General features: G+C 60.0%; 17 protein-coding genes and 1 pseudogene. 14 read left to right on the forward strand and 4 right to left on the reverse strand.

From position 1 onward, the window contains the following. The first annotated feature begins 108 nt into the window (after window positions 1-108). On the forward strand, window positions 109-1,161 hold the full coding sequence (locus tag AArcSt11_RS15980) for a glycosyltransferase family 4 protein (RefSeq protein ID WP_250598575.1): 1,053 nt from the start codon (window positions 109-111) through the stop codon (window positions 1,159-1,161). 8 nt (window positions 1,162-1,169) lie between these two features. Here the strand turns inward: AArcSt11_RS15980 and AArcSt11_RS15985 are convergent, their stop codons facing one another. After that, complete coding sequence (locus tag AArcSt11_RS15985) at window positions 1,170-1,538, reverse strand: DUF7510 family protein (protein WP_250598576.1); 369 nt, start codon at window positions 1,536-1,538, stop codon at window positions 1,170-1,172. A gap of 117 nt (window positions 1,539-1,655) precedes the next feature. Between AArcSt11_RS15985 and AArcSt11_RS15990 the strand changes: the two genes are divergently transcribed. The 13 genes and pseudogenes from AArcSt11_RS15990 (at window position 1,656) to AArcSt11_RS16045 (ending at window position 20,614) form a co-directional block, all read left to right on the forward strand. Continuing rightward, window positions 1,656-3,026, forward strand: coding sequence for a phosphohexomutase domain-containing protein (locus tag AArcSt11_RS15990; RefSeq protein ID WP_250598577.1), 1,371 nt, complete (start codon window positions 1,656-1,658; stop codon window positions 3,024-3,026). 71 nt (window positions 3,027-3,097) lie between these two features. Continuing rightward, on the forward strand, window positions 3,098-4,606 hold the full coding sequence (locus AArcSt11_RS15995) for a hypothetical protein (RefSeq protein ID WP_250598578.1): 1,509 nt from the start codon (window positions 3,098-3,100) through the stop codon (window positions 4,604-4,606). Between the two features lie 69 nt (window positions 4,607-4,675). Then, complete coding sequence (locus tag AArcSt11_RS16000; RefSeq protein WP_353617821.1) at window positions 4,676-6,274, forward strand: cell division protein FtsZ; 1,599 nt, start codon at window positions 4,676-4,678, stop codon at window positions 6,272-6,274. A 204-nt stretch (window positions 6,275-6,478) separates the two neighbouring features. Next, window positions 6,479-7,294, forward strand: a pseudogene (locus tag AArcSt11_RS17160) (zinc ribbon domain-containing protein); the annotation flags it as partial. A 126-nt stretch (window positions 7,295-7,420) separates the two neighbouring features. Beyond that, window positions 7,421-8,584 carry a hypothetical protein gene (locus AArcSt11_RS16005; protein ID WP_250598580.1) on the forward strand — a complete coding sequence of 388 codons (1,164 nt, stop codon included), beginning with the start codon at window positions 7,421-7,423 and terminating at the stop codon, window positions 8,582-8,584. A gap of 160 nt (window positions 8,585-8,744) precedes the next feature. Then, window positions 8,745-10,043 (forward strand): FtsZ/tubulin family protein, encoded by a 1,299-nt coding sequence (locus tag AArcSt11_RS16010; protein ID WP_250598582.1) that lies wholly within the window; start codon window positions 8,745-8,747, stop codon window positions 10,041-10,043. Then, the gene (locus tag AArcSt11_RS16015; protein WP_250598584.1) at window positions 10,040-10,306 is read left to right on the forward strand and encodes a hypothetical protein; all 267 of its coding nucleotides are present in this window, start codon (window positions 10,040-10,042) and stop codon (window positions 10,304-10,306) included. The genes AArcSt11_RS16010 and AArcSt11_RS16015 overlap by 4 nt, the downstream gene beginning before the upstream one ends. After that, window positions 10,303-11,061: a hypothetical protein gene (locus tag AArcSt11_RS16020; RefSeq protein WP_250598586.1), complete on the forward strand. Its 759-nt coding sequence runs from the start codon at window positions 10,303-10,305 to the stop codon at window positions 11,059-11,061. The genes AArcSt11_RS16015 and AArcSt11_RS16020 overlap by 4 nt, the downstream gene beginning before the upstream one ends. After that, window positions 11,058-13,142, forward strand: coding sequence for a hypothetical protein (locus AArcSt11_RS16025; RefSeq protein ID WP_250598588.1), 2,085 nt, complete (start codon window positions 11,058-11,060; stop codon window positions 13,140-13,142). Before AArcSt11_RS16020 ends, AArcSt11_RS16025 begins: the two co-directional genes overlap by 4 nt. Before the next feature lies 1 nt (window position 13,143). After that, entirely contained in the window at window positions 13,144-14,373 is a 1,230-nt protein-coding gene (locus AArcSt11_RS16030; RefSeq protein WP_250598590.1) for an FtsZ/tubulin family protein, read from the forward strand. Window positions 14,374-14,377: 4 nt separating this feature from the next. Further along, window positions 14,378-17,221: a hypothetical protein gene (locus AArcSt11_RS16035; RefSeq protein WP_250598592.1), complete on the forward strand. Its 2,844-nt coding sequence runs from the start codon at window positions 14,378-14,380 to the stop codon at window positions 17,219-17,221. A gap of 5 nt (window positions 17,222-17,226) precedes the next feature. Beyond that, a complete protein-coding gene (locus tag AArcSt11_RS16040) occupies window positions 17,227-18,258 on the forward strand; it encodes a hypothetical protein (RefSeq protein WP_250598593.1) in 1,032 nt (343 codons plus the stop codon). Beyond that, the gene (locus tag AArcSt11_RS16045) at window positions 18,251-20,614 is read left to right on the forward strand and encodes a hypothetical protein (protein WP_250598594.1); all 2,364 of its coding nucleotides are present in this window, start codon (window positions 18,251-18,253) and stop codon (window positions 20,612-20,614) included. Before AArcSt11_RS16040 ends, AArcSt11_RS16045 begins: the two co-directional genes overlap by 8 nt. Before the next feature lie 48 nt (window positions 20,615-20,662). On the opposite strand, the gene AArcSt11_RS16050 is transcribed toward AArcSt11_RS16045, so the two are convergent. The 3 genes from AArcSt11_RS16050 to AArcSt11_RS16060 are packed head-to-tail and all read right to left on the reverse strand — an operon-like array spanning window position 20,663 to window position 25,737. Continuing rightward, entirely contained in the window at window positions 20,663-23,488 is a 2,826-nt protein-coding gene (locus AArcSt11_RS16050) for an outer membrane protein assembly factor BamB family protein (protein ID WP_250598595.1), read from the reverse strand. Beyond that, window positions 23,481-25,064, reverse strand: coding sequence for an ATP-binding protein (locus AArcSt11_RS16055; protein ID WP_250598596.1), 1,584 nt, complete (start codon window positions 25,062-25,064; stop codon window positions 23,481-23,483). Before AArcSt11_RS16055 ends, AArcSt11_RS16050 begins: the two co-directional genes overlap by 8 nt. Then, window positions 25,057-25,737, reverse strand: coding sequence for a hypothetical protein (locus AArcSt11_RS16060; RefSeq protein WP_250598597.1), 681 nt, complete (start codon window positions 25,735-25,737; stop codon window positions 25,057-25,059). The genes AArcSt11_RS16055 and AArcSt11_RS16060 overlap by 8 nt, the downstream gene beginning before the upstream one ends. Window position 25,738 lies beyond the last annotated feature (1 nt).

The following is a 25,738-nucleotide window of genomic DNA, read 5'->3' on the forward strand; positions in this document are numbered from 1 at the left end:
CGACTGGCTCAGATCATTCGCCTTCGCATGGAATCAGCTTATCTGAACACGACCCCCGATTCGACACGAAGCTATTTGACCACCACGGCCAATACGGTAACAACTGGTATGCCTCCGAAAGTACTGTTGCTCGGCTGGGGATATCCGCCGAACATTACGGGCGGTCTAGATACGGCGATTGCCGGGCTCTACGAGGAGCTGGCACCGCGGGACGACATCGAGGTTGAACTGGTATTGCCCGCGGAGTTTGCTCCCGAGGATCGGCCGGGAATCCACGGCGTCCCGACGGGAGACGGTGGGATCTTCACCCGGGTTGCCCGGCTCGCCAGCGCCTTCTCGAAGCGCGCTAGCGACGCGGACATCGTCCACACGAACGACTGGTTCGGCTACGAACCCGGTAGCAGGGCGAGCACAGCCCACGACGTGGAATGGATCACGACCTTCCACTCGCTGTCGGTCGACAGGAACGTGACTCCGCCCGAACGAGAGGTACGGATCGAACAGCGAATCGCCAACCGTGCCGACGAGCTGATCGCAGTCAGCGAGTTCACCCGTGGTCGGATCCAGGAGGAGTTCGACGCGGACGCCAGGGTCATCTACAATGGCTTCACGTCGGTGGAGCCGACCGGACGTGATCTCAAAGCCGAACTCGAAATCGACGGCAAAATGCTGTTTTTCGTCGGTCGCCATACCGACCAGAAGGGGCTGTCGTACCTCCTGTACGGGTTCTCGAAGCTTCAGCGCAAAGACGCAACGCTGGTCATCGGTGGGTCAGGGCACCTGACCGACCAGCTCAAGCGGTTCGCGGAGCTGCTCGGTATCGAGAATCGGGTACGGTTCGTCGGGTTTGTCCCACAGGAAGAACTCGGGGATTACTACGCCAGCGCGGATCTGTTCGTCTCCCCGTCGCTGTCTGAACCGTTCGGTATCACCATCGTTGAGTCGCTCTCGGTCGGCACGCGAGTCGTCGCAAGTCGAAGCGGAGCGACGGAGGTCCTCCCGGACGACTGCGTGATCGAGGTCGAACCGGACTCGGCGTCGATTGCCGATGGGATCGAGCGCGCGCTCTCGATGACAACACCGATAGAGTACGAGGAACGGACCTGGTCACAGGTCGCCGAAGAGCACGTTGCGCTGTACAAGGAGCTTGCCGCTCAATAGCCGGACGTTCACCGCAAAAACCGGATGTCGGTCACCGGTTCCGGATGGACGATCACGTAGCCATCACTGGTCGACTGCATCCCCACCACCGAGGATATGTCGACACCCGACCGATACGGGCTCTCGGCCCCACCCGACGCGGGTTCGTAGGAACTCTGTTGCCCCGAGCGTGGCTGGCTCTGGTAGGGCGTTTCGCGTTCCGGCTCCCGCTCGAAGTCCTCGGGCGGGAGATAGATGTGTTCGCCGCCGTCCGAACGAACGATCACCGCCGTATCTCTGTCTCCCGTGACGATGATCTCCGTTTGCCCGTCATCGATCTCCATCTCGAACGTGACCGGGGACATCTCTGCGCCGCCGGTGTCGGTAGCCGATCCCATACATCATAGTTACAGGTCCCGGCCTTAACAGTTCGCAGGGAGCGTGCAGCGACGGCCGTTTATATTTCAATACAATAACCAATACGCTATTGATAGCTCCTGTGCTTGTATCATCATATGGACCAGATTTCGTTCGGTACTGACGGCTGGCGTGCAACATTGGATACATTCACCGAAAACCGAGTCCGGATCGTCGCACAGGCGGCCGCCTCGTACTTCCGGGAGCAGGACGCCCAGCACGTCGGCGTCGGCTACGACGCGCGCGAAACGTCACCTGCGTTTGCCGAGGCAGTAACGGAGGTCCTCACGGGGAACGGTCTCGACGTCGTCCTTAGCGAGCGCGACGTGCCGACGCCGATACTGGCGTGGACCGTCGACGATCGGGATCTCGACGGAGGGATCGTCATCACCGCGAGCCACAACCCGCCGGAGTACAACGGGATCAAGTTCCTCGGATCCGATGGCGCTCCAGCCGACGAATCGGTCACCGAGCGGTTAGAGGAACTCCTCGCCGAACCCGATCTACTGCCCGAAGACGAGCGAGGGACCGTCAGCGAGGAGTCGCTTGTGCCGGAGTACCACGTACACGCCGAGGCGTACGCCGATACTGACCTCGAGGGGTTGTCGATCTGCTACGATGCGATGCACGGGAGCGGCCGTGACGTCACGGACGCATTGCTCGAATCTGCAGGCGCTAACGTCGAGCGACTGCGCTGTGATCTCGATCCGACGTTCGGTGGCGGATCACCCGAACCCTCGGCAAAGAAGCTAGAACGACTCGCCTCACAGGTTACGGCAGGCGAGGCCGACCTCGGCATCGCCAACGATGGCGACGCCGACCGGATCGCGGTCGTCACCCCCGATCGAGGCTACCTCGATCCAAACCTCCTGTACGCAGCGCTGTACGAGTACCTGCTCGAATCCGCGAGCGGACCTGCCGTTCGGACAGTCTCGACGACCTTCCTGATCGACAAAATTGCGACAGCACACGGCGAAGACACCGTCGAGGTGCCTGTCGGGTTCAAGTGGGTCGCCGATGGGATGCGTGAGTCGGGCGCGCTCTGTGGCGGTGAAGAGTCCGGCGGGTTCGGACTGACCGACCACCTGCTGAACAAGGACGGCGTCTTGCTCGCCCTGGTAATCGCCGGGGCACACGTCGAACGTCCTCTCGACGAGCGGGTTGATGACATCGTCGCCGAATACGGCTCGATTCATCAGGACCGGATCAGCGTCGACTGTCCCGACGACCGAAAGGTGGCAGTGCTTCGTGAGCTGGACGGCTCGCTTCCGGACTCGATCCGCGGCATCGACGTCGAGCGCGTCGACGAGACGGACGGATTCAAAATCTTCCTCGAAACCGGCGCGTGGCTACTGGTCCGGCCCTCCGGCACCGAACCGAAACTACGCGTGTACGCGGAAGCCGACAGCGACGAACAGGTGGCGAACTTGCTCGAAGCGGGTCGGGACATCATCGAGCCGCTGATCTAGTCGCGTCGCACCTTCTGATCTTTATTGTAGCCGAACAATTATGTATCGTTGACCCACTTCGTTTATCCAACATGCGAGACGGCCTCTGGATGTCGGAAGCGTTTGTCGATGAGCTGAGTCATACATTCGGCTCTCTCGATACCGTATTACTGCTAGAACAGCCTGCCGCATTCGGAGACATGTTCGGCACCACAGCCATGATCATTGTAGTTGGTATCGGTGTCCTGACAGTGGCCGGAAAAGTTGCTGTTGATACGTGGTCCAACACTACAGACGAGAGCTCGACAGGAGGGCAAACAGGCCGTGGAGAGCACAGACCGCAAACGAACGAGACGCCCGGGAACGATGCTCGCGTTGCGTTCGAAGAGCGGATCGGCGAAACGACCGTTGACCGCCTCGAACCGATCATTCCTGCAGCGGTTTCGCGGGTTCGGAGGCGGCTCCCACTCGATAATGGTGATGATATGAGAGAGGTCGACAGTATCGAGCAGGAGCTACGCGAAGGGATCGAAAACGCGATCGATGACCGTCGGTTCGATCCGTCGGTCGAATCGACATTCAGTGAGCAGTACGAGATCGTAAACCTGCCGGGACAGCATCGTGAGTGCACACTGTCACACACCCAACAAACGATATATATCAATGAGATAGAACGAACAGCCAGCGAGGTCGCTGAATCGACCGATCTCCGTGAGGCAGCCAGAACGCTCTCGGTGCTGTACGAACATTGCCGCGACATCGAAAGCTACGTGCGCCGACAGGAAGACCAGTTTGTTGAGCGCTACGAAACGATCGAGGAGGCACTTGACGACATCCACGCGCTGACAAACCGGCTTGAGCAGTCGCTGGGGAACAGGGTCGCCGAGTTCGTGGTAGAAGGACGTCATGATGCGATTGAAAGTACGGTCGAGATCGAACGGCAACTCGAAGCGGCGACAACAGCGTTACACCGGTGTGCGTTCAAGGACGCGTTACGACTGCTCGAGGATGCCCACCAGCAGAGCGATGAGCTACTCGTTACGGTTGACTTCCTTGGTGGGGTACTTGGGACAGTCGATCACGGCGAGGGTACCGTCGAAATCCCGGAGCAGGTGCCTGTCGAACTCATCGAAGAAATAACACCAATTATCGAACAGGAGTACGACATCTCAGTGACGATCGAACAGGAAAAAATCATCGTGGAGGATCCACACGCCAACCAGGACCGACAGGCAGGTTCGGCGAGTACGGGGGAGACTGCTTCAAGCAGGGGGTCCCAGAGCGGTGAGGAACACCGCTCAGAGGTCACACCAGAAGCGGCGGCTGACGAGATCCTGTTTATTCTCCGGGAGCTCGACGGGATCGCGAAAGAAAGTACCGTCCAGTATCAGACTGGCCAGCTCCCGGAGGGCATCGCAAGTGCGGACGTACTTGACGAACTCGCGCGTTTCTGTCGGCGGCAGACGGACGTTGTCACCGCGGTACAGTTACAGGAGAACGCGCCGCCCGGCTTTTTCGAAATCGAGTTTGCCGAACGGACAGATGCCCGTTCCGGACTCGAAACCATCCGAAGGCGATTTACCGAGCGACACGCGTCATGAAATCAATACGATCGGTATCACACGTAATCCTTTAGACAATTCCGCCGCATTGAACTGTATATACGTAGAATGAGCAACGTTTGTAAAATCTGCATGGAACGGTCCAATGAGTGGCAGGAGCGATCACTCATCGACCATCTCCGGGCAGCACACCGCGACGAGCCGGCCTCAGTAGAACAGGTCTATCCGGAGTTGAAAGAGGAAGTGTTCAGTGCGGTGGACAACGAGGAGCGCGATGGAGAGTCGGTCGACTCGGAAAGCCCGGATCCTATCACTGAGACGCCAAGCGACGCCCTGATGGACGATACCTACGGAAAAAAATGGTATCTTATCGGGGTTGGGGGTGCCGGAAACAATATTCTCGACGCGATTTTGCTCCGCCAGGAGACGTTAGAAGAAAACAACGAACGTCGTGCTCGTATCTGGAACGGTGGGCTAGCCGGGTACGGCCCACTGAACACAAACATCAGCGAACTCGAACAGACCTACTACGCACAGGAGGAGAAAAACTACTCCCGAAACGACCTGTTACCGAACTGTATCATCGGGTGGGGGAAACACGATTACGCCGGGGCAGGTTACCGCTGGGACATCGGCAAGGAGCTTATCGAGGCCGACTTCGCGGATGATGGCGATCCGTTTCAGGAGCGCTGGGATATGAAAAAATCCGACATTCAGGACTCGCAGGCGCTGATGTTTGTCCACAGCGTGACAAAAGGTACCGGCTGTGGGTCGACGCCGACTCTTGCAGAGAAGATCCGGGATCGAGTCCTGGAGGACGATTTCGTCGTTCCCAAACCGCTGTTTAGCAGCATCGTAATCCCCTCTGAAGGCTCCGAGTACTCGGAGTTCGGCGGACGGGCAAAGGTCAACGGGATCGTCGGGCTGGCTCGCGCATCACGGGCGGTGGATGCAATCATTCCGTTCGACAACAACCGGCTTGCCGATGTACAGGCCGACATTCGCCCACGGATCGACCGACTCGGCGAGTATAATCCACCCCAGTACGAGGAGATCAACAAGCCACTCGTAGCGTTTCTCGAAGCGTTCACTATGTCGTCAGTACCGCAGTTCCTCGATCGGGACGCAACCATGTCGATCATGGGTGACGTGTTCGATCCGGCCGACAGCTTCCGGCCGGTACAGGACAAATATCAGCACGACCCCGATAGGGAGTTCACGCCGGCGGTCGTACTCGCTCCGGTCCTTGGCCGCTCGCGTGCGAACTCTTTTGACCGATCAAAACTGGAGATCCTGGTCCGGAACGCCCTGTTCCAGAACAAGCTTGCCGAGTTCGATCCGACGACGGCGTGGGGCGGCACCTTCCTCATTTACGGCCCGGAAGAGAAGATGGAGGACGTCTCCGAACTCGCTTCCGATGGAACGCTGTCGAGTATTCTTGCCGACGAGCAGTTCCTCGATGCAGGGCGCAAGGACGGGATCGAATCGATCGATATCCACCTCAAGCAACTCGTCACACCGTATCTTGACGATGTCTATCTCTGGGGTACCCTGTGGAACCCCGAAATGCCGTCGCTTGATGGGATGTACGAACACGCCAGAACCCTCAAACAGGAGGGGAACACCGAGCAGGCCGAAAACGTTCGTGAGGTCTGGAGCGATGTCGAGGCCCTGTTCTCCTGTCTCGGCCGGGAGAATATGGCGTAGTTTGCATCTATCAGCTACCCTCCCCAAAGAGGTGTTAGCTTGTCGTAGAGTCTCATTCTGCCGACACTGCTGTTTCGGACCTACTTTAGCAGCATTCACCGTGAAACATCGTCAGTGGCATGTGGATTCCAAAATCTCAGCTGTGGGGAAACTCAGACTGAGCGATGTCTTTTTAATCTGTCAGGGTATACCACTGATCAACCGATGGGTCGAAAAAGTGGAATAAAATACTGGTTGAAAGCGGTTATAGCGGGGATGATCGTAACAAAAATTGCGTACTTTATTCCGGTGGTGCATGTCGTCGCGCCATTGGCTGGTGGCTCTGTCACTGCGTATATACTTGACAACGGCGCTATAGATGGTCTGAAAGGAGGGTTCCTGAAAGGTATCTTTATGTCAATCCCAGCAATAATTTTGGGCCTTTTCTTTATAGATGTGCTAGCAGGAATACCAATAATTGGTGACCTGTTAGCGAGTAGCCTTCTTCTCGTTGTTGTTATTATTGTACTTCACTCGGTGACTCTCGGGATGATCTCCGGCTTCATCACTGGCGCAATTGCGACGACTGCGACCAAAGCAGATCCCGTAGAAACAACAGCAAAAACCACGGCAGCAGCGGCTAACACCGTCGATGGTGCAAAACAGACGTACTCCGAGAAACGAGAGGAAGCCGGGAATACGTATACGGAAAACCGGGATACTGACGCAGGAGCCAGCAGTTCCGACGACAACAAAAAAGCATCGACAGCAGACAAGAGCGGGAGCAGTTCGTCCGGAGTCACTGCTGCGGGGACAAATGAGCGATCGGAGCAACAATCCAACCAGAATCAAGAAAGACAGTCACAGTCGCCCAGTTGTAATCGCTGTGGCGCCAACGTTGAGCAGGGTACGAGTTTCTGTCCCAACTGTGGTGTCGAATCACCACTTTCATCCGCGGCGTCCGCTGATGCGAACGACGGCGTCGTCAAGAAGCAATGTATAGACTGCGACAAACTGATTGAGGAGACGGCTGGCTTCTGTCCCAAGTGTGGAGCCGAGGATCCGTTCACGCCGAGATCCACTCCAGAGTCGAACGGCAGGAGACGTGATCAGGCTACCAGAGGAGTCAATACAACCACGGAGTCACCCACCGGGGTCGAACAGCCTGTGCATCCCATCACCTCTGTTGCCGATTCGGTCCTCGACACCCATGGCCCCCGATCCGCCGCCGCGGACGAACTCTGTCAAGTACTTGCCGACGAGAATCCCGACGAGCACCGGCTCAAAGACGCCCTCGTCGACGCTGTCGAGGCCATCGAAACGGCCGCAGCAGTTACCGACACCATCGGTCGGATTAGCAATCCGACCGACCGCGGACAGATCGAGTCCGCGCGCAGCTCGATCCACAACGAATCCGGCAAGCTTCCCAGCGCACTGGAACCGGTGCTCGATGGCACTCTGACAGTACATGACGATCTCGACGAGTGTGAGACCGAGTACGGACGGCTCGAAGACGCCGCCGTCGAGCTCTGTGAGACTGTCGAACGTGAGCAGGATACACGAGTGCCCGGCGGCGACATCACTAGCCGCACCGGGCAGGCATCTGAAGCGATCGAATCGATGGAAGAGACGACCTCGCAGAGTTCGGAACCGGCGCTTTCATCAGTCGTCGACGATGTAGAACGCTCGGCACGACCGACAACTGACCGAACCAGAACACTTCTCGAAACGCTTCGCGAGAGCGACGACAACGGCGAGATAGCGTCTGTGCTACGGTCGGCAGTCGAAGATCTCGACGAGTACGCCGAGCTGCACGCCCCACTCGCGGATATCGGCCACCGTGACGTGCGACGACGGCTCACGTCGCTCGACGACGAACTGCAGCGGGAGGAGGGTGCGATCTACCGGCACCTCGCGGATCGGATCCGCGAACTCGACACTATGGTAGAACGCGACGATATCGATAGCGTCCAGCTCTATGCGATCTATCAGGAGTGTACGTTCTACGATCGAACGCTGTTGCCACGCCTGTCGCGGTCGGATTCCGGTAGCGGTTCGACAGATGTGAGCCGGCAGCTCCGAAACGTCGAGGACAGGCGAACGGCGATCGAAAATGATTACGTTACCGTTCGGGCGGATCATAACCACACGATTCCTAACCACTTCCTGTCACTTGTGAGCTCCCTGTGCGATCGGGCACGGGACCTCGACGATAACCAGTCCGAGCGTGCGGCGGGGATCCTGATGGCCGCGGACGAACTACTTGACGGCGTCGAACAGCTGTACGAACGAAACGAGTACAGCGTCATGCTTCGACGGCTCCGCGGCTAGGCGATACTACCGATCTTCGTCCTTTCGTGCAGTTCGTCCGCAAAACTGTCAGCGAACCCAGTATCTTTATTAGGCGATAATCAAGTAGTACGTATCGTCAAGCAATGTATCGCTCGATAGTAACTATCCAGAGTGAAACAAGTATTCGGTCGGTGTACAAATGACGTACCTTTTTGTTGGGGCAGGACAGGCAGGAGGTGCGATCGTCGACGCTATCTTCGAGTACACGGACGATTCAATGTTGGGGCTGTTCGAGTCGACTGATATCTCGACGTTGGGTCGACCGCTGGTGTTCAACTCGACAATGCGAGATCTGCAGAACCTGTCAAACGTGCCTGCAGAAGACCAGTACGGCGTAGCTGAGCAACATGGGTTGATTCAGGGGACTGAGCCGGGGTTCGAGGAGATGGTGACGGGAGGATTTGGCCGGAATCCGGCGGACGCGGACGAAGTGATGGACGAGCACACCGCGGAACTGCAGTCGATTCTCGACGAGCGGTTCGGCAGTGGCGGCTTCGATCTGGACATCGAGGAGAATGAAGACTCCGAAGCGTCAAATCCCGATCCCAGAAGCTCCGATGCCATTCAGTTCGCTTTCCTGTTTCTCGGCCTGGGCGGCGGTACTGGCTGTGGGATCGGTCCCCATCTCGCGCGCGAAATAAAACAGTTCACCGACGGTGACACCAAAATCGTCGCAGTCGCCGTCCTGCCGAACACCCGATCCACCGAGGAAAGCGATGAGGAGAACGGAACGAACGCGGGTCGTCAGGCGTGGAACGCGCGGTACGGCCTGAACAGACTCGAAGAGGAAGTCGATGGTATCGTGCTCGTCGATAATCAGCGGATTTCCTATCTCGACTCGGCAGGTGGTGAGTTCGGGGAGTACAACGAGTACGTCGCTGCGGCGGTCCACGATCTCGTCGCCGGGCCGATGCTAAGCAGCGTCGACGCGAGCGATGTCGACGGAGTAGACACGCCGGATATCGACGTTCGGGATATCATGACCTCGCTGTCGTTCGGCGTCGGTAGTGGGGAGTCAACACCTGGGTATGGAGCGATTGGACGTTCCGTAACGATGACAAAGTCGTTAACCGGTTATCTACTTCCGTTCGTCGGAAACCGCGATATCGATAGTGCTGCCCTCTCCCGACTCTCGGCATCGAAGCAGACACTTGCGAGAGCGGATGTCGGGGACGCACAGAAAGCGATATCGTTGATCCGAGCGCCTGGCGCGAACCTCAGCGCCGGGCCGAATAGTGTCGAGACTGGAACGGTCAAGGAGTACCTCGAACGTAGCTGTCAGCTCAACGAGGTGAATCTGGGCGTCGCACTGAGTGATCGGAACCTCGCCTCCGTAACGACACTGCTGACCTATCGCCGGGAGGACCTTGACCGGCTCGACGAGATAGAACAGGCGGCCGAGGCCTACGAGGAGGAGACGGAGGAGCTGCTTACATGAGAAGGTGGTGGCCACGGTCGATCGTCGCAGGCGCAGTATTGCTATGTGCCAGTATTGCTATCGCAAGCGCTAACAGCGACGTGTCACCGATCGAGACGGCGATCGAAGCGACGAACGTGACGATCGCGGCGCGGGCGCTTGCGGACCAGATCGTCATCATAGCCGTTGGCGGGTTGCTTCTTGGCGCTGGTGTCGGCGTCGTGGCCGCTGCCGGTCTCACGTACTGGTACAAAAACAGACAGATACAGGGGCGATTACAATGACTCGATACCGGCGCGTTCTCGGGCTTGTTATTCTACTGGCGGTCGGAGCGGTGGCGACTGGCGGCGTGGCCGTTGCCGAGGAGTCCGACAACAACGGAGCGGAGTCGATCGACCTCGAAGAGATCGGTCTCGACAGCATTGAAACCCTGATCGAGAACGACGAGGAACTCGAAGCACACGTGCGAGAGTATGCGACCGCAAGGGCGGAGTTTTACGATGAAGTCGATGAACTGAACGAGACGACTGACCGGATCGATGACGGTGGCGGCGATCTGGATGAGGCAGGCACGACGCTGGAACGGCTCGAAGACCGACACGAGAACATGACTACACAGGAAACGGAGATCATCGAGTATCTAACCGAGACGACACACGGAGGGAACGGTACCGGGACCTTCGGGGCAGTAGCAACGATCAACGACGAACGAACCGACCGGTCCGAGATGCTGTCCGAGTCAACGGATGCGTACGTAGCAGCCGTCGAAGGAAGCGGCGATGAACCGCGGTCGACGGTTCGACTGACACTGTTCGGGTCCCTGCTGGGCGGACTCGTCGTCGGCCTCGTCGCAGGCGCTGCGGTCCCGATCGTCGCCGCGAAACGAGTATCCGAGAAAATGAAACTTAGCCGGAACGTAAACTACGACCGGAAAGTCGCGCTCCTCCCGATTCTGCTCGGTGTGGCGGTTGCGATTGCAGGTGCCGTCGTTCTCGTCGTCCTCGTTGGCGGCGCGGAGCTTCTGGAGGTGGTACGATGAACCCGAACGTCAAAACTGCGCTCGGTATCGGTTTGCTCGTCGTGCTCGCGGCAGTGGCCGGAGCAGGCGTGTTCGTCTGGCGCGGCTCCCAGGCAGCAACCTGGTTCGTCATCATCGGGATCCCGGCGACGGTCGTCACGGCGATCACGCTGTACGTTCGGGGCGTCGTCGCACGGAGCGGGACGAGCGAGCAGCAGTTCGTGGAGACGCGCGCACGCTCGACGGCCGAAGAGTTTCAGGAAGCCGTTCGGCAGGTCAACGATCTTCAGGACGCCTATCCGAAGTGGACGCCGGGCATCGACGCGCGCCTGCAGTCGATCGAGGGTGACTTTCGGGGGCAGTCAGTCACGTTTGATCTCGAAACCGGCGCGTTCGATCTCGGTAGCGGCGTCAAAAACTCGGAGCTACAGGAGTTCGAGCGGCTCTCGAACGAGATTGACGACATCGAGGCGACGATCAAGTCGGCGTTCCGCGAGTTCGCTGAGGAGGAACTGACGACGATCGAGGACGCGCTCAAACGGCTCGAAGACGTCGGAGTCATTCAGATCGACCGACTGTACTCCCTCGAGGAGGACGAGTCGGTACCGGAGTATCAGGACACGCTCGAGCTTGCCAGAACCGAAGCGACCGAGACGGTCGAGACGGCGATCGAAACTGTCCGCGAGATGGGTCGTGGCGACGAACGTCCCAACAGCGTCGACACGGTCGACAGGGATTTGGAAGACGCTGCCGCGGCGCTCGAAGACGACGAGTTCGGTCGGGCGGTCGAATCGGTTCTGGATGCGCGGGATCGGCTTCGAGACGAGTTCTCCGGGTCCTTCGAGGAAGAGCGGGACGCTGTGCTGGATCTGGTTGATGCCGTGCGACGGGCCAATATCGACGGGCACGTCGATGCGGAGTACGTTGACGAGGTCGACCGCGTCGAGTCGGCGATCGAGGGGCTCGATTCCGCGCTCGATCTCGCGGAGTTGAGCAGGCCGCGGTCGGAGTTACGGCGGACCTGCGTTGACATTGTTGCATCGATGGAGCGGGATCTCGAACGGGACGTACGGACGCTCAGGGACGCGGAGCTTCCCTCCGGCTATTACACTGAGCCAGCAGTCGTAGACGAGCGGTTCGTGGACAAACTCGACGATATCGACGATCTCGACCGGTTCTCTGAGGAATGGGTCGACGCCGCGACGCGGCTGCGGGACGCTCTGGATACGGCGAGTACGAAAGCTGCGGTCGTCGATGCATACGACGACGTCGTCGGAACGATCGAGGACAAACTCGACCAGCACGGTGAAGTAACGGGTGACGATCTCCCGATGCGACACGCCGATCAGTTCCTCGGGCTCTACTTCCGCCGGAACAGCGACGTCGAGTTCGATCCGGACGTCCCCGTTCTCAAACGCGGCGATGTGGAGACGTACGAGCTAGGTGTCGATATCGCGTACGAACGGGGCGGCGAAACGCGGAGGGCGACGATCGAAGTGACGGGCGGCGGCTACAGCAAGACGGCCACGGTCGAAACGCGTGTCGCCGGATCGACGACGTTCGAGGAGGTTCCGGCGGGGACACACACCATCTCGGCAGAGCCGGGAGACGGGGCGTTCGCCGTCGTCAAGCGAGAGGTTGCTGTTGACCGGGATACGAGCATCGAGATCGAGTTTACGGAGCAGAGCCTTCGAGATCAGGTCTGTTCGGACGTCGACGCAGATATGGAGGAACTCGTTCCGGAGATGGAGTCGCGTCTGGAATCGATCTTCAGGGAAGAGGGCTACGTCTCGACGGAGATGGGGCTTCCGGTCCGTGACTCCCACGCACCGTGTTTGCTTGCGGTCTGGGGGGAGCACTCGGGATACGATCTCTGTCGGGATGGTGATGAGATCGTCGTATACGATCGGGGTGAGCTCGAACGGGAGCTAACCAACGTTCTGAGATACAACGTCGAGCCGGGCGACCAGCTTCGGTTCGACGAGCTCGAACAGAACTTCCTTTCAGCGCCGGTACCGACGACAGTGGTTCGAGATGTAGTTGTAGAGATCGACAGTGAGTACGACGTAACGACGACGAAAACGGCAATCGAGGTCAACTAACATGGCACAAAGTGACACGTTTACGAGATGGAGCGTCATCGCATCCGGCGAGGGGGGCGGTCGGATTGCATCACAGTTTTTCGACCGAACGGAGAACCCCGGTATCGACGATCGGATCCTCGTGATGAACACGAACCGGGCCGACCTCCGGAACACGATCGATCGGCTGAGCGATCAGATTCAGTCGGAGCAGAACGAAAACGAGATGATGGAATCGCACGCGTTGGAGTTTGGCTCTCAGCAGGGGGCCGGGAACTTCTTCCCTAACGGGGAGGCCTGCGCACGCGAGGACCTCGACCGTATCGTCAACCGGATCAAAGATCTCAGCACGGCGGACGCGTTCATGCACGTCGCTACGCTGGGTGGTGGGACCGGAAACGGCTCGATTCCGTATGCGATCGACCAGTTCAAGCGTGGCCTCGACGATCTCGACGACGAGGGGGCTGCAGAGGAGTGGATGGATAGCGTCATCCACACCGCCTTCGGTGTATGGCCCTACTACTACGAGAACCCCCAGCGACATTTCAACGCGGTCTGTGGTCTCTCACGACTACTCCGCACCGAGGACGATCAACAGAACGCCGATATGGTATTGCTGGCGGCCAACTCCCACCTCGACCAGGAAGAAAACGGCGGGAGCCGTCACTACGACTCGATCAACGATGCGATCATCACGGCGATCGATCTGATGATCGGTGCGGGTCGCGAGACACGCAGTGTTATCGACGTGAAAGATTACGTGACCATCCCCTCACAGATGGACGCGTACCACTTCACGCCCGCAGTCGCGACGGAGCTCAACGGCGACGTTTACGAGCTGGAGTATATGCTCGACCAGGCGGCCGAGAACACCTATGTGCCGATGGACATCGGAACCACCTCGGCGGCGTATGCGATCGTCCGGGCCCCAGAGGCGATGATCGAGGAAGACGTCATCAGCGAGCCCGATGTCTACGGCGCGTTCCGGGACTGGACCGGGAAACACGGCATTAACGTCGCAGGGCAGGCGAGCCTGACGCCAAAGCGCGGACGCGGCAGCGATGTCGACGTTCTCCTGTTACTGGGTGGGTTCGATCTAAATCCCCTGCTTGACCACTCATGGGACGAGTTCGAGATGCTTGGAGATAGCCTCGCTGGCCAGAGCCGCGGCGACAGCGCGGACCTCAGCAAAGCCGAGCTCGGCCGTCTTGTCGAGAATCTCGAAGCGTACGTCGAACAAAACGCAGGATGAAACTATGGCAGTACACAGATCCACAGATAACGTAAAACGACTGACCATTGCCGTTGCAATCGTTGCAGCCGTCCTCAGTGGCGCGCTTGTTTCCAGTGTGGTCGCAACTGAAGACGGGATCGATCGTAACGGACATGATCTAGAAATCGATCTCTCGGATGTCGAGGATCCCGACGAAGTGACGGTTAACGTAACGGATCCCGACGTGGAGCTACAGTACACCGAGAGCGTCGAGGAGGCCGATGACGTCGTCTCAATTGACGTGTCCGATCCCGATTCCGGGACGATTGGCGACGCGGATCTGACAGCCGCAACAGTGAACGTCACCGCCGAAGCCGAGGAGGGTACGGAGACTGTCGAGGAGGACGCGACCGTCGACCTCAGCTACGCGACGTTCGATGAGGATGTTCCAGTATGGATCGATGACGATCAGGTCCGTGTCCCGCTTGACGGCGACGGTACTGCTGGCTTCGATGGGAACGCCACGGTCGGCGTCGCGCCGGCGGATGAAGACGTCGAGTTCGAGGAGATCAACGCGACTGTCCGGGACGATGGGACCCAGCTCTCCGTCGAGCACGCCGCACTCGTCGAAGCAGTCTCCGGAGCCGAATCGATCGAGCTCGACGTTCGATCGGACGGCGCGTCGATCGCCGCTGGGACGGTTACCCACGCTCCCGAACTCCGCTCGGTAAACGATGAACTCGTCGTCTGGCAGCCGCTTATAGAGGACGACGGTGAGTACACAGTTACCGAAAACGGCGAAGACGTCGAAGATGTCTCGTCGGAGCATGGAACGATTGCACTCAATTCACAGACGGTCGACGACGAGTTCGAGGTCGAGATTACGGAAGAAGAGGGCCTCGAGTTCTCGATCAGTGGCAGTGAGGCGGACCTGTCACCGCTTGCAGTCAACGCGACGCTTTCGGACGACGGCGTGATGTTCGATCAGGGCCTCGCCGAACTCGATGTAAGTGCCGCTATCGCGGAGGGCGAGGAGACGAGACCCGTTACCGTGGGCGACGAAATCAACGAGGAGCGTGTGCTCGGTCTCGAGGACGCCGAGATCACGGCTGACGACGAGTTGCTGTTGTCGACGGATGCGGGTGTGCTCGCGGTATCGCTCGACCAGGAACAGACTGAGGAGTCAACTGAGTGGGGGAGCCACCTCCTGATGGGAGGACTTATTTTAGTGCCACTACTGTTCGGCGGGGTTCTCAGCGTGGCGGTGAGCCGGATCGCCCCGTCGCCGGATCTCTGGGACCTCATTCTGACTGGACTCCTGGCGCTTGGACTACTCACAATCGTCCAGAGTATCGCACTCATCCTGACCGAAAACACCCTGCCACTGGAGCAGATACATGCGGTTGCGGCTTCCGGGGCTATCCTCGGTGTGATCGCTTCGATGGGAGGCTATCGATTGCTCGGCTCGGCTGGGGGAAGCGGCAGTACCGCCTTCACGGTGGACGTCAAAGTCACCGATGGCGAACGGAAGCTACAGGGCCGGACGGCGGTCGCATACGAGGAGGTGGGAGGTGACCGTAGCGGCAATCAGACGGTTCGAAACGGAACCGGGCAGGTGAAACTTCCCGACCGGGGGAAGTGGGATCTCACAGCCGCAAGCAAGACGAGTAGTGGGGTTCACCGCTCGGACTCCGTGACGGTGAACAAACGAAGTTCGGATGTCTCGTTCGTTATCACGCTTCCCACTCAGGTGACGGTGGTCGACAAGACCAGCGGGGAGCCGATAGCCGATGCAGTGGTACAGCGTGAGGACGGCTCAACGACGACTACCGGACGCGACGGTACGGTGACCCTCGACGCGCCTGATGATGGCGCTAGCGAGCGCGTCGAAATCGATCACAAGAAGTACCGGACAGCCGAACAGACAGTGAAGTTCGGCAACCGTAGCGACCGGACTGTAGAGCTCGAACCGCGAACCGGACGCGTCCAGATCGTCTCACAGATAGACGGCGTCCCGACCGAGGGAATAGAACTACATGTGACGCCGGTACGGGGAGAGCAGTACCTCCGCGAGAGAACGGAAGAGGTTCAGACGACGACCGGACGCGACGGCGTGGCCACGTTGGATGATCTCCTTATCGGGGAGTATCGGGTTCGGGTCCCGACCCCTAACGGCTCCTCCGACCGCTTCGAGGGGAGCGAAAAACGAGTGACTGTTCGGGACGGCCAGACCACGAAAGTCGAGGTGAACACCCGATTCACATGGACGCTCTCGACCGATCAGCGGAGCCGGATCGATCGAATCAGACGCGACGTCGATGCCCTCTCCGATGACTCCCGCCGAGATACGACGATTCCACAGTACTATGGCTCCATCGTCGAGTCGATGCTGGATGCCGTTGAGACACTCCCGTCTTCCGGCCATCAGTTCGTCGCTACGAGCGTGGATCCCGACACCGTCGCAGATGCGACGCTCGATGCCGCCGACCGAACTGTCGAGGCGATCAATGATGCAATGACGACGAAACGGAACGTCGATCTCTTCGCCGCGTGTACCGATATGCCGAACCGCGAGATCACCTGGAGTGGAGAGTTCGAGATTGCCGAACTACTCGACAGGCTCGATTCGGAGCCAGCAGCGCAACGAAATGAGGTCAAGGAGCGCTACGAAAGCGTTGCCGACCTGATCGAGAGTAGACGCGGTGGGGTTTCCGAGATCGGCCCGGCCAAGGAGATGCACCAGCGTGCCTGGGAGATGGTCAGAGAGACCAACCGGGGTGATGAGGCGATCGTGACGGCGTACACCGCCCTGCTCATGCTCGACGCAATCGAAGAACTGTTTGAGCACGATGCCCTTCATGAACGACTTTCACGGACGGTGTTCTAACACTGATGAACCAACAGACCACTGCGAAACCGGAACCGACTGTCAGGACGGCAGTGCTCGTCGCAGCGCTCGTCGTTATGACTCTCGTAACGATACCGATGCTCGCGACCAGTGCGATCGCAGATGAGCACGACGATCCCGAGACAGCAGACGACTACTTCGAGACGTTCCGTGCGATGGAAGGAACCGAAGCCTACGAGGAGTACGACGAGTTAGAGACCGTCCGAACGTTTGCCACCTCCCAGACGCAGGAGATCGGGAGCCTCGACACCGAACAGGAGGCCGAACTCGCCGCGTTACTTGAAACGATGATCGCGTTCGAGCAGGCATACGATCACGCGGAGGACGGCAACTACGAGGCGAGCCTTGAAGCCGCTGAAGAGACGGACGATGCGATCGAGGAGCTCGAATCGCACGACCAGACCCAGGCGACGCTTGCGGACCTGGCGCTGACCCGATTCTACGAGCAGCTCGGCAATGGGCTGCGCGAGGACGCCGAGGCGGCCGACCGGACGCCGGACCGGATCGATCTGCTCACGATGACTGCGACCGCCTACGAGCGGGCAAACCTCCCGGACGAAGCCGCGGAGTTCAACCTGCAGGTCGAACAGCAAACAGCCGAGTACGAGGGTGCCCTCGAACGAATGGACAGGGCCGAGAACGACTCGGAGACGTTCTTCGATCACTGTGGTGAGTGTATGAGTATGGGGACAGCCCTCACCGCGAACGCCAACGTACTCGGTCTGTTCGAGCAGTACCAAACCGCGCAAACGGTTAACGCTGACCTCGACGACGCCGAGGCGGCGGCCGCCGCACACGGACTCGACGATCGCGAGGGAGAAATCGCAGCTATCAACCAGGACGTTAGCAGTGCCCAGATCGCACTCGCGCTTTCCTCTGTTGGCGTGCTGGTCGGCTACGGTGTCGTCATCGGACTTGTCGGCGCGCTACTGTTCGGGCGAGTGTTCGCCTGGCAGCGGACCTACGACAGATCACAGGTTGGCTCCGTCGTAACGGTAGGTGATACTGATGTATAGACGGTTGATCGTCGTGCTTGCGCTCGTGCTCGCTCTGGGGATGACCGCAGTGCCCGCCGTGCAGGCAGCCGAAATCACCGACGTGCAGGCCGATGATACGGTCGTCGATCCGAGCGACGATCCCGAGTTCGTGGACCTCTCTGTACAGAACGACGGCGAGAATTCGACGGCAGCCGATGTTACGATTTCCGATAGTCCCTCCGGGGTCACCGTCACCCATCCCGGCTCCGAGACGCTCGATCCGGGATCGAACACCGTCACTCTCGAGGTGACTGCGGAGAACGACGCGGACGACGGAACTGTCTCGGGTGATGTTAACGGCGAGCAGTTCGACTTCGAGGTTACCGTCGAGAACCCGCCGCTGGCGGGCTTCGAGGACGAGCCGCTGGATCTCGGTGACGTGCTCGTCGGGGAGACGACCGCTGACGAGCTCGTCGTCGAGGAGGTCGGCGGCGAGGAGGGGCTCGATGGCGTTGAAGCGACGGTAACAAGCGGCGACGCGAACGCCGACCTCGAGTTCGACGACATGGAAGGTGGTGGCTTCGGCAGTGACGGCGTTCAGACCGGTCCTGGCGGTGAGGATACCGCAGGCTGGGAGATCGATGTCAATGACGACGCTTCACAACACGCGGATCTCTCGTGGACCGTCGAGCTCCACGACACGAACCATCCTGATGCGACCCGGACCGTGGACATCGAGGCCAGAGTTATCTATCCGCCGGAGTTTGGCGAGAGCCTCTTTATCGATGACGAGTTCAACTTCGACGAGCCGCGTGACGAAGTAAGCGTGATCACCGGCACCAACGAGTTCGAGATCAGTAATTCCGGGGACCTGGCGCTCCCGCTCGACGATATCGATGTGGCCGCCGATGGGATCGAGATGCAGGCCGAGGAGTTCCCGGAGGAGATCGAAGGTCAGGAGTCCGTTGTCGTCGAGATCGGTGTCGCTGCAGACACCGATCTAGAAGAAGGCGAATACGAGTTCCTCGTCTCGCCGGACGCCGGTGACTTCGACATCGACGAGACGGAGTACGAGGGGACAATTCAGGATTCCTTCTTCAGCCACACTGTCGAGGACGTGGAGTACGAGGACGAGATTGAGATTATCCACGAGACACACCTCGCAGTCGATGGAACTGTTTCGATCGGCGATGTCCCAATCGGTGAGAGCGACAGCGCAACGGCGACCGCAACCGAAGAGCTCGGGTACAACGACATCGAGAATGTCGAAGTGCAGCTTGAATCAGGCCCCGAAAGCTGGCTCGATCTTGATGCCGCGCCAACCAGGGTCAACGCCGGTAGCTCCTCGTCGCTGGCATTCGATCTCGACTTCGACACCGGTGCTGAACTCGGCAACGATTATACATGGGAGTACACTGTCGAAGGCGATGACGTCGAGACACAGACGGTGACGGTCTTCGCGTCACCTGTCCCGCTGGATCTTGACCCGATCCGTAACGACCTCTCAAGCTACGACAATCCGGTTGCAACGGAAACCGTCGCGATCGTAGACGAGATGGACGAGCAGATGCAGGCTGGTGACACTGATGGCGACGACATCTCGACGGTGCTTACCTTCGGTGAGTCAACGACGCTGTACCTCGAAGCAGTCGGAGAGGCGAGCGACCTCACTGACGCAGGCGAACACGACGAGGCCCAGTCCGAGATCGTCGCGGCAGCGGCGGCGTACAACACGATGTCCCTGTACAGCGAGTCCATCGAGGATCCCGGACTGCGCGCAGATAGCGAAACAGTTCTCGATATCGCAGACGACGATCTCACGGCTGTTATCGACGCTCAGGAGTCCCACTACGAGAGCCAACTGGAATCCGGCGAACTATCACTGATCGAAGAAGCGACTGTCCAGCGACAGCTCTCGCGGATCGCACTTCTACAGGGCAACGACGAGCGGGCTGCGGAACTCGAAGCGGACGCCGAGGAGGCGTTTGAGGCATACTCCACGGCAGTCGCCGACGGAGAAAGTGCCGCACAGGAGGGAGACGAGATCTGGGCGACAATGGAAGACGAGCAGTTCGTCTCGGTCGCTGGACAGCAGTTCATGCTGAACCCGGCCGGGTACGACACGTTTACCGACAACGCTGCCGAAATCGACGCCACCTACGACGAGGCCACAGCATCGTTCGAGGCTGCTGGCGAGAGTTCCCGTGCCGAAGCGGTGGGAGCTGAATACGAAAGTCGATCCGACGCACTCGAAACGGCAGAGCTCTCCCTGTTCGTCGCAACGGGTCTCTACGCCACGCTAATGATCGGTATCATCGGTAGCACCGCCCGCCGAATGTACCGGTACACCCAGGACGCCCGCGCCGCAGTCAGCGGTGACTTCCTGATGAACTGATCGGTCGGCCAACTATTTTTCGGAGGAAACACCTTGCGGGACTGCCGCCTATTCGTCGAACGACGTCGAGAGCGACGACGGAAGCTCCGGGACTGCGGACGTGGTGGTCGGCTCGTCAACCTGCTCGATCGACCACGCATCGAGATGCTCGGATTGCCACTCGCTTTCCTCGTCGATGGCCGGTCCGGAGGCACGTACGGTGAACTCGTGCTCGACACCATCAACCGCGTAGCTAACGGTCGCCTCGAACGACGGCACCCTCGCATCGGCGTCCAGATCTACGAAGTGCTCGATCCAGTCGCCGGGTGCGAGACGGTCGCGACGTGCCTCCGAATAGAACAGCTCGTTGATCGATGAGCCCTCGGCGGCGACCGAAAGATCCGATACCGCCCGATCCCCCTCGTTCTCGAAGACGAGTACGGCCGATCCGTACTCGCCCGCAGCTTTGGTCTCCTCGCCGATCGAACTGGCCAGCTGGCTCTTTGCCCCGCCGTCGTCGTCGGCTTCATGTTCGGCGACCGCAGCGAGTGCCTCGATACTCTCCGTCCCATCATGTTCGTTCCGAACCGTAAGTGAGAGCACGAGTGTATCACGGTCGGGGAGACCCGTAACCGGTCCTCGGGTGAGGACCGCCGACTCGCCAGCGCCAAGACGGCGGTCGATCGACTCCCGGAACCCGCATGCATCGATTTCGACGCCGAGTAGCTCACAGTCCCAGTCATTCCCGTTTTCGATCTCGGCTGTGAGCGTCCCGTCACCGGGATTGATCGCCGCAACGACGCCGAGTCCCCCTTCGTCGATGTCGATCCGACGGCTCGGAAGGGACTCAACGACCGAACCGTCAGCCTCGATTTCGATGGCTGGCAGGTGGATCTGGTCGCCGGAGACGCTGCTAACTGCTCTGCTGACTGTCTCCGACCCGCCGGAGTCGACTCCAATATCTACCCGGTCATCGCCACCGACGACCGTCACTTCGACAGGACTGCCGTCGTTCTTGACGGTGATGTGGTCACGAACAACACGGCCGACGACGGGTGATGGCGCCTCAACGTCCCGTGTGACCGATATCGATGGCTGGTCGCTCGCCGTACCTCCGGTGGAACCGTCGTCCCCAGTGGACCGATCAGTATCAGTCCGACTCGGCGACCCCACCTCGCTGCTGCTTTCATTCTCATTCGGCCGATCGCCGCGATCACGTGACGTCGTCTCGCGTGTCTCGTTGTGATGACCTGTTCGGTCGGTCCGGTTCGTTTCGGACGGCATCGAGAACGGACCGGTCTCCCTGATCCGTACGCGCTCGTCGACATCGATCGAACTGAACCCGATTCTCGCCGTCCCCGGCTCGTACTGTGGGACGACAAGCAGGAGTTGGTCGCTATCGATCGTCACAGGTTCGCGAACGCGTCCGGCACCCGGAAGCTCGATCACTAGCCGATCTGAAACCGTCACGCCGTCCTCGACCACGACCGTCGCCCTGACGGTTTCTCCGGACGCGTCAATATCGATCGATGGTGCGGACGGCAGCGTACACGTTGGAGCGAACTCCCGCTGGCGGTCTCCGCGCGAGACCGCAAGCCCGACTGAGACAAGTTTTCCCGGCTGGAACGGACGATCCACTTCGACCGTCCACGTCTCCCCGGGCCCGATCTCATCGGTGCTGGTTCCGGTCTCCAGCAGGCTGACCGACTCGACAGGGACGCCACCGACGTTCTCGACGACGACCTCGAGCACGACAGTACCCTCTTCAATCCGGATCGGGGTCATCTCGGTTTCGATTGCCAGGGACCCGATTGCGGCGTCCTCGACAGCGATCGTTCCCCGTTCGACGATCGACCCGCCGACGGACAACTCGATCTCGGCGGTGCCTTCCGACCGGACCTCACCGATTGCGAAGTCGATGATCTCACTTTCTCCCTGATCGAGGTCGACCATCCGATCGCCCGGCGACAGCGAACAGCCCTCAACTTCCGCAACGACACTCGCAGTCTGCTCGTCGCTCGTTGCGTTCGTAGCCTCGACATTGATCGTCCCACCGACGCCAACTGACTCGGTAAGCAACTCGGCATCGAGCCGTTTCCGGTCGGGTACGTACGTCGAAACGGTCCCATCGCGAACCAGACAGACGACCGAATCGTCTACTGCTGCGTAGATATTACCCGAAGATAGCTCTTCGACCCCCTCGGTCGTTCCATCAGGGGAGACCCGCCGGGGGCCCGACGTCGTGCTGACGAGTATCGTCTCCCCGCCTACCGGCGCGACCTGGACTGCTTCGAGCTCGGTCCGCCACTCCAGCTCACCCATCGCCGCATCGAGTCCGACGAGTTGGTCGCTCTGGAGCGCCACGACGAGCGTGTCACCACAGCAGCCGATGCTTCGAACGACTGCGGAGAGATCGGAGTCAAAGCTGATCTCGCCGTCGAGCGTAATGTGCGTAAGGAACGTCCACGTCGCGAGAACGAAGCCAGCGGGAGTCGCGACCAGTTCGTCATCCCGGTCACCGGGGCGGGTGCGCTCGACGTCGAACCGCTGCTGGCCGCTAGCGACATCGATCGCACGGAGGCGGTTCGGCCCGAGCACGCCACAGAGCCCCACCTCAGTAATTGCAGCGATGGCGTGTGCATCATCGACCGGCTGGCTCCAGATCCGTTCGCCATCCTGCGAGTAGGTCGTCAGCTGTCCCGGTGAAAGAACGATCACCCGCTCGGAGAAGGCGATATCGACGATCGGCTCACCATGGTCGATACCGGCCCGCCCGTCGCCAGTGACTATCTCAATGTGGCCATCGCTCCCGATCGCAATCGCCCCATTGCCGACACCGACCGCCTCGACTGTGGCACTCTCGAACGAAGCGCTCTGGCGATAGCGCTCACTCATCGGCGTCACCTCCAGCCAGCAGGTTTTCGAGCCCTGATGGCCCGTCCCCGAGCCGCATGTCCAACCGTTCGGCCTGCTCCTCGACGTACCGACGGAGCTCGGGGTAGCCTTCGAGATCGTCGATCTTTGTTCGAACGCTTGCGACATACTGGCGGATCGTCTTCGGCTCCGTCCGGTCGAGCCGTTCGAGGAAGTACTCCGTCGATGGCTCGATCGGCTCGCGGTCGGACAGGTGGACACTCTCGACGAACTCCCGCTGGAGATCGCTTCCGAGCACACGATCGGCGATCTCGGCCGGGGTGTACCCCTCCGAGGCTGCGCCGATCCGTCCGTACTCGATCCCGCCGGTCCCCTCCATCCCGGAGAGATGCTTCCGCCAGACCTCGGCCATCACTTCCTTGTCGGGCTGGGGGATGAACTGCTGGATCGGGAAGCGGCGGGTCGCCGCTGGATCGATGGTAAAGGGCATGTTTGTCGCCCCGATCACCAGCAGGTTGTCCTCGATCTCGTTCATCTCCTGAAGGAAGGCGTTCGTCAGCGAGCGCTCATGACGCTGCAAGGAGTCATCGCCACGATCCGGAATCAGCGTGTCGACCTCGTCGAAAAATAGTACGGCAAAGCCCTCCTGAGCGATCCCGTGTGCCTTCTCGAAGATGGCTTCGACGCGCTTCTCCGACTCGCCCGAGTACTTCGAGAGCACGTCGCTACCCTTGATTTCCAGGAACTTCACCTCGCCGTAGCTGTCCTCGATGTTCGAGTTGTACTTGGCCTCGTAGGCGATGGCCTCCGAGATGAGTGTCTTCCCGCAGCCGGGCGGACCGTACAGCAGCATGCTGTTGCCCCGTGACGCGAACTCGTCGCCGTAGCGGTCGACGACCTCGTCGCGGACATCCGGATCGAACAGGGCAAGCAGGTTCTCGGCAGTCCGCTTGACCCCCGGCAGCCCCGCAACATCCTCCTCGAAGCTAACCGTCGGCTTCTTGGGTTCGAGGTTCACCTGTATCTCCTCGTCGTCGCCCTCGGCGCCGTCACCGGGCCCGCCGGGGCCGCCGCGGCTCGCGGACGATCTGGTGGCCCGGAGCTCCCGGAGCTCGCCAGCGTCGATAAATTCGAGTTCAGTTTCGGGCGTCACCCGGAGCGTCGTGTAGCCCGACGGCTCCATGGCGGCGACCTCGAACGTCGCGAGACTATCGCCGTTTGGGACGACCTCTTCCATAGGATGGAGCAGATAGTCGTTCTCCCGGAGGAACGGACCCAGCTCGTCCGGCGCGACCTCGCTCGTGTGGATCTTCGCCAACTCGCACTCGATAACATCGTGTTTTCCGGCGTCGGGATCGACGAGGAAATCCTTCCCGCGGTCGATCCCGTCGAACACCGTCTTGACGTTCTGGTGCATCCGGACCTTGTTCCCGATGCCATCGACGATCGAATCGTCGACCGGGTCGACATAAAAGAATGCCTGCCGGTCGTTATGACGGATTTTGATCGTGTTCGTGTTCGGTCCAACCTTTTTTGCGCCGATCTTGATTCGTGAGGTGGGCTGGTCGCGTTTCAGTATTGGTGTCAGATTAAGCATTGTCGTCACTCCGTAGCTGTGTCGTGGCGGTTTCGATCGTCGACAGCAGTTCGTTCTGCTGCTGGTCGGTCCGGTTACGGACGTATCGTGCGTCGGCGTCAGCCCGGCGGACTATCCGGCGAAGTGTTTCAAGCATCGCGACGACGCTCTCGCAACCGGTTGCGAACGCCCCCTCAACCCCAGCGACGCCGATCCGTCGGCCGATCCGCTCGAAATCGTCGAGCACGTCTTCAAGCCGTGCAAGTAGCGCTTCGACGACTGGCCGCCAGTTCCGGGAATATGGCGGGCTCGACCCGAGCGGGACGATAACCCATGAGTCGACGGTCTCAAAACGGTTACCGGTCATCACACGGTTGGCGGTCTCCGCGTCGAACCGCTCGATCGTCGCGCCGCCGCGCTCGTAGCTCGTCTCCAGTACGCGGGCTACGAGATCATCCTCACGCGAGACGGTGTCCGTCCCGCCGTCTGGACGATACTCGCCGGTGCCGTGACCGTCGACCCGCGGCGGAAACGGTGCTCCTGCACGCAACAGTTCGGCGATATCGAGGAGCGTATCCATTGCGATATCGATCCGTCGGGCGGGCTCTTCTCCCGAGTATGTCCGCATCGCAAGGAGCCCCTCGCCCTGATCCTCGATCCGGCGGACCCCGTGGAGCAACGAGTCTGCGCGCATC

It is taken from the genome of Natranaeroarchaeum aerophilus (assembly GCF_023638055.1).
Taxonomy (GTDB): domain Archaea; phylum Halobacteriota; class Halobacteria; order Halobacteriales; family Natronoarchaeaceae; genus Natranaeroarchaeum; species Natranaeroarchaeum aerophilum.

Excerpts from the sequence above, each read along its gene's own strand:
- AArcSt11_RS16060 (WP_250598597.1), bottom strand. The coding sequence starts at position 25,737 with ATGCGCGCAGACTCGTTGCTCCACGGGGTCCGCCGGATCGAGGATCAG.
- AArcSt11_RS16040 (WP_250598593.1), top strand. The coding sequence starts at position 17,227 with ATGAACCAACAGACCACTGCGAAACCGGAACCGACTGTCAGGACGGCA.
- AArcSt11_RS16030 (WP_250598590.1), top strand. The coding sequence starts at position 13,144 with ATGGCACAAAGTGACACGTTTACGAGATGGAGCGTCATCGCATCCGGC.
- AArcSt11_RS16035 (WP_250598592.1), top strand. The coding sequence starts at position 14,378 with ATGGCAGTACACAGATCCACAGATAACGTAAAACGACTGACCATTGCC.
- AArcSt11_RS16020 (WP_250598586.1), top strand. The coding sequence starts at position 10,303 with ATGACTCGATACCGGCGCGTTCTCGGGCTTGTTATTCTACTGGCGGTC.
- AArcSt11_RS15985 (WP_250598576.1), bottom strand. The coding sequence starts at position 1,538 with ATGGGATCGGCTACCGACACCGGCGGCGCAGAGATGTCCCCGGTCACG.
- AArcSt11_RS16010 (WP_250598582.1), top strand. The coding sequence starts at position 8,745 with ATGACGTACCTTTTTGTTGGGGCAGGACAGGCAGGAGGTGCGATCGTC.
- AArcSt11_RS16000 (WP_353617821.1), top strand. The coding sequence starts at position 4,676 with ATGAGCAACGTTTGTAAAATCTGCATGGAACGGTCCAATGAGTGGCAG.
- AArcSt11_RS16015 (WP_250598584.1), top strand. The coding sequence starts at position 10,040 with ATGAGAAGGTGGTGGCCACGGTCGATCGTCGCAGGCGCAGTATTGCTA.
- AArcSt11_RS15995 (WP_250598578.1), top strand. The coding sequence starts at position 3,098 with ATGCGAGACGGCCTCTGGATGTCGGAAGCGTTTGTCGATGAGCTGAGT.
- AArcSt11_RS16045 (WP_250598594.1), top strand. The coding sequence starts at position 18,251 with ATGTATAGACGGTTGATCGTCGTGCTTGCGCTCGTGCTCGCTCTGGGG.
- AArcSt11_RS15980 (WP_250598575.1), top strand. The coding sequence starts at position 109 with ATGCCTCCGAAAGTACTGTTGCTCGGCTGGGGATATCCGCCGAACATT.
- AArcSt11_RS16050 (WP_250598595.1), bottom strand. The coding sequence starts at position 23,488 with ATGAGTGAGCGCTATCGCCAGAGCGCTTCGTTCGAGAGTGCCACAGTC.
- AArcSt11_RS16025 (WP_250598588.1), top strand. The coding sequence starts at position 11,058 with ATGAACCCGAACGTCAAAACTGCGCTCGGTATCGGTTTGCTCGTCGTG.
- AArcSt11_RS15990 (WP_250598577.1), top strand. The coding sequence starts at position 1,656 with ATGGACCAGATTTCGTTCGGTACTGACGGCTGGCGTGCAACATTGGAT.
- AArcSt11_RS16055 (WP_250598596.1), bottom strand. The coding sequence starts at position 25,064 with ATGCTTAATCTGACACCAATACTGAAACGCGACCAGCCCACCTCACGA.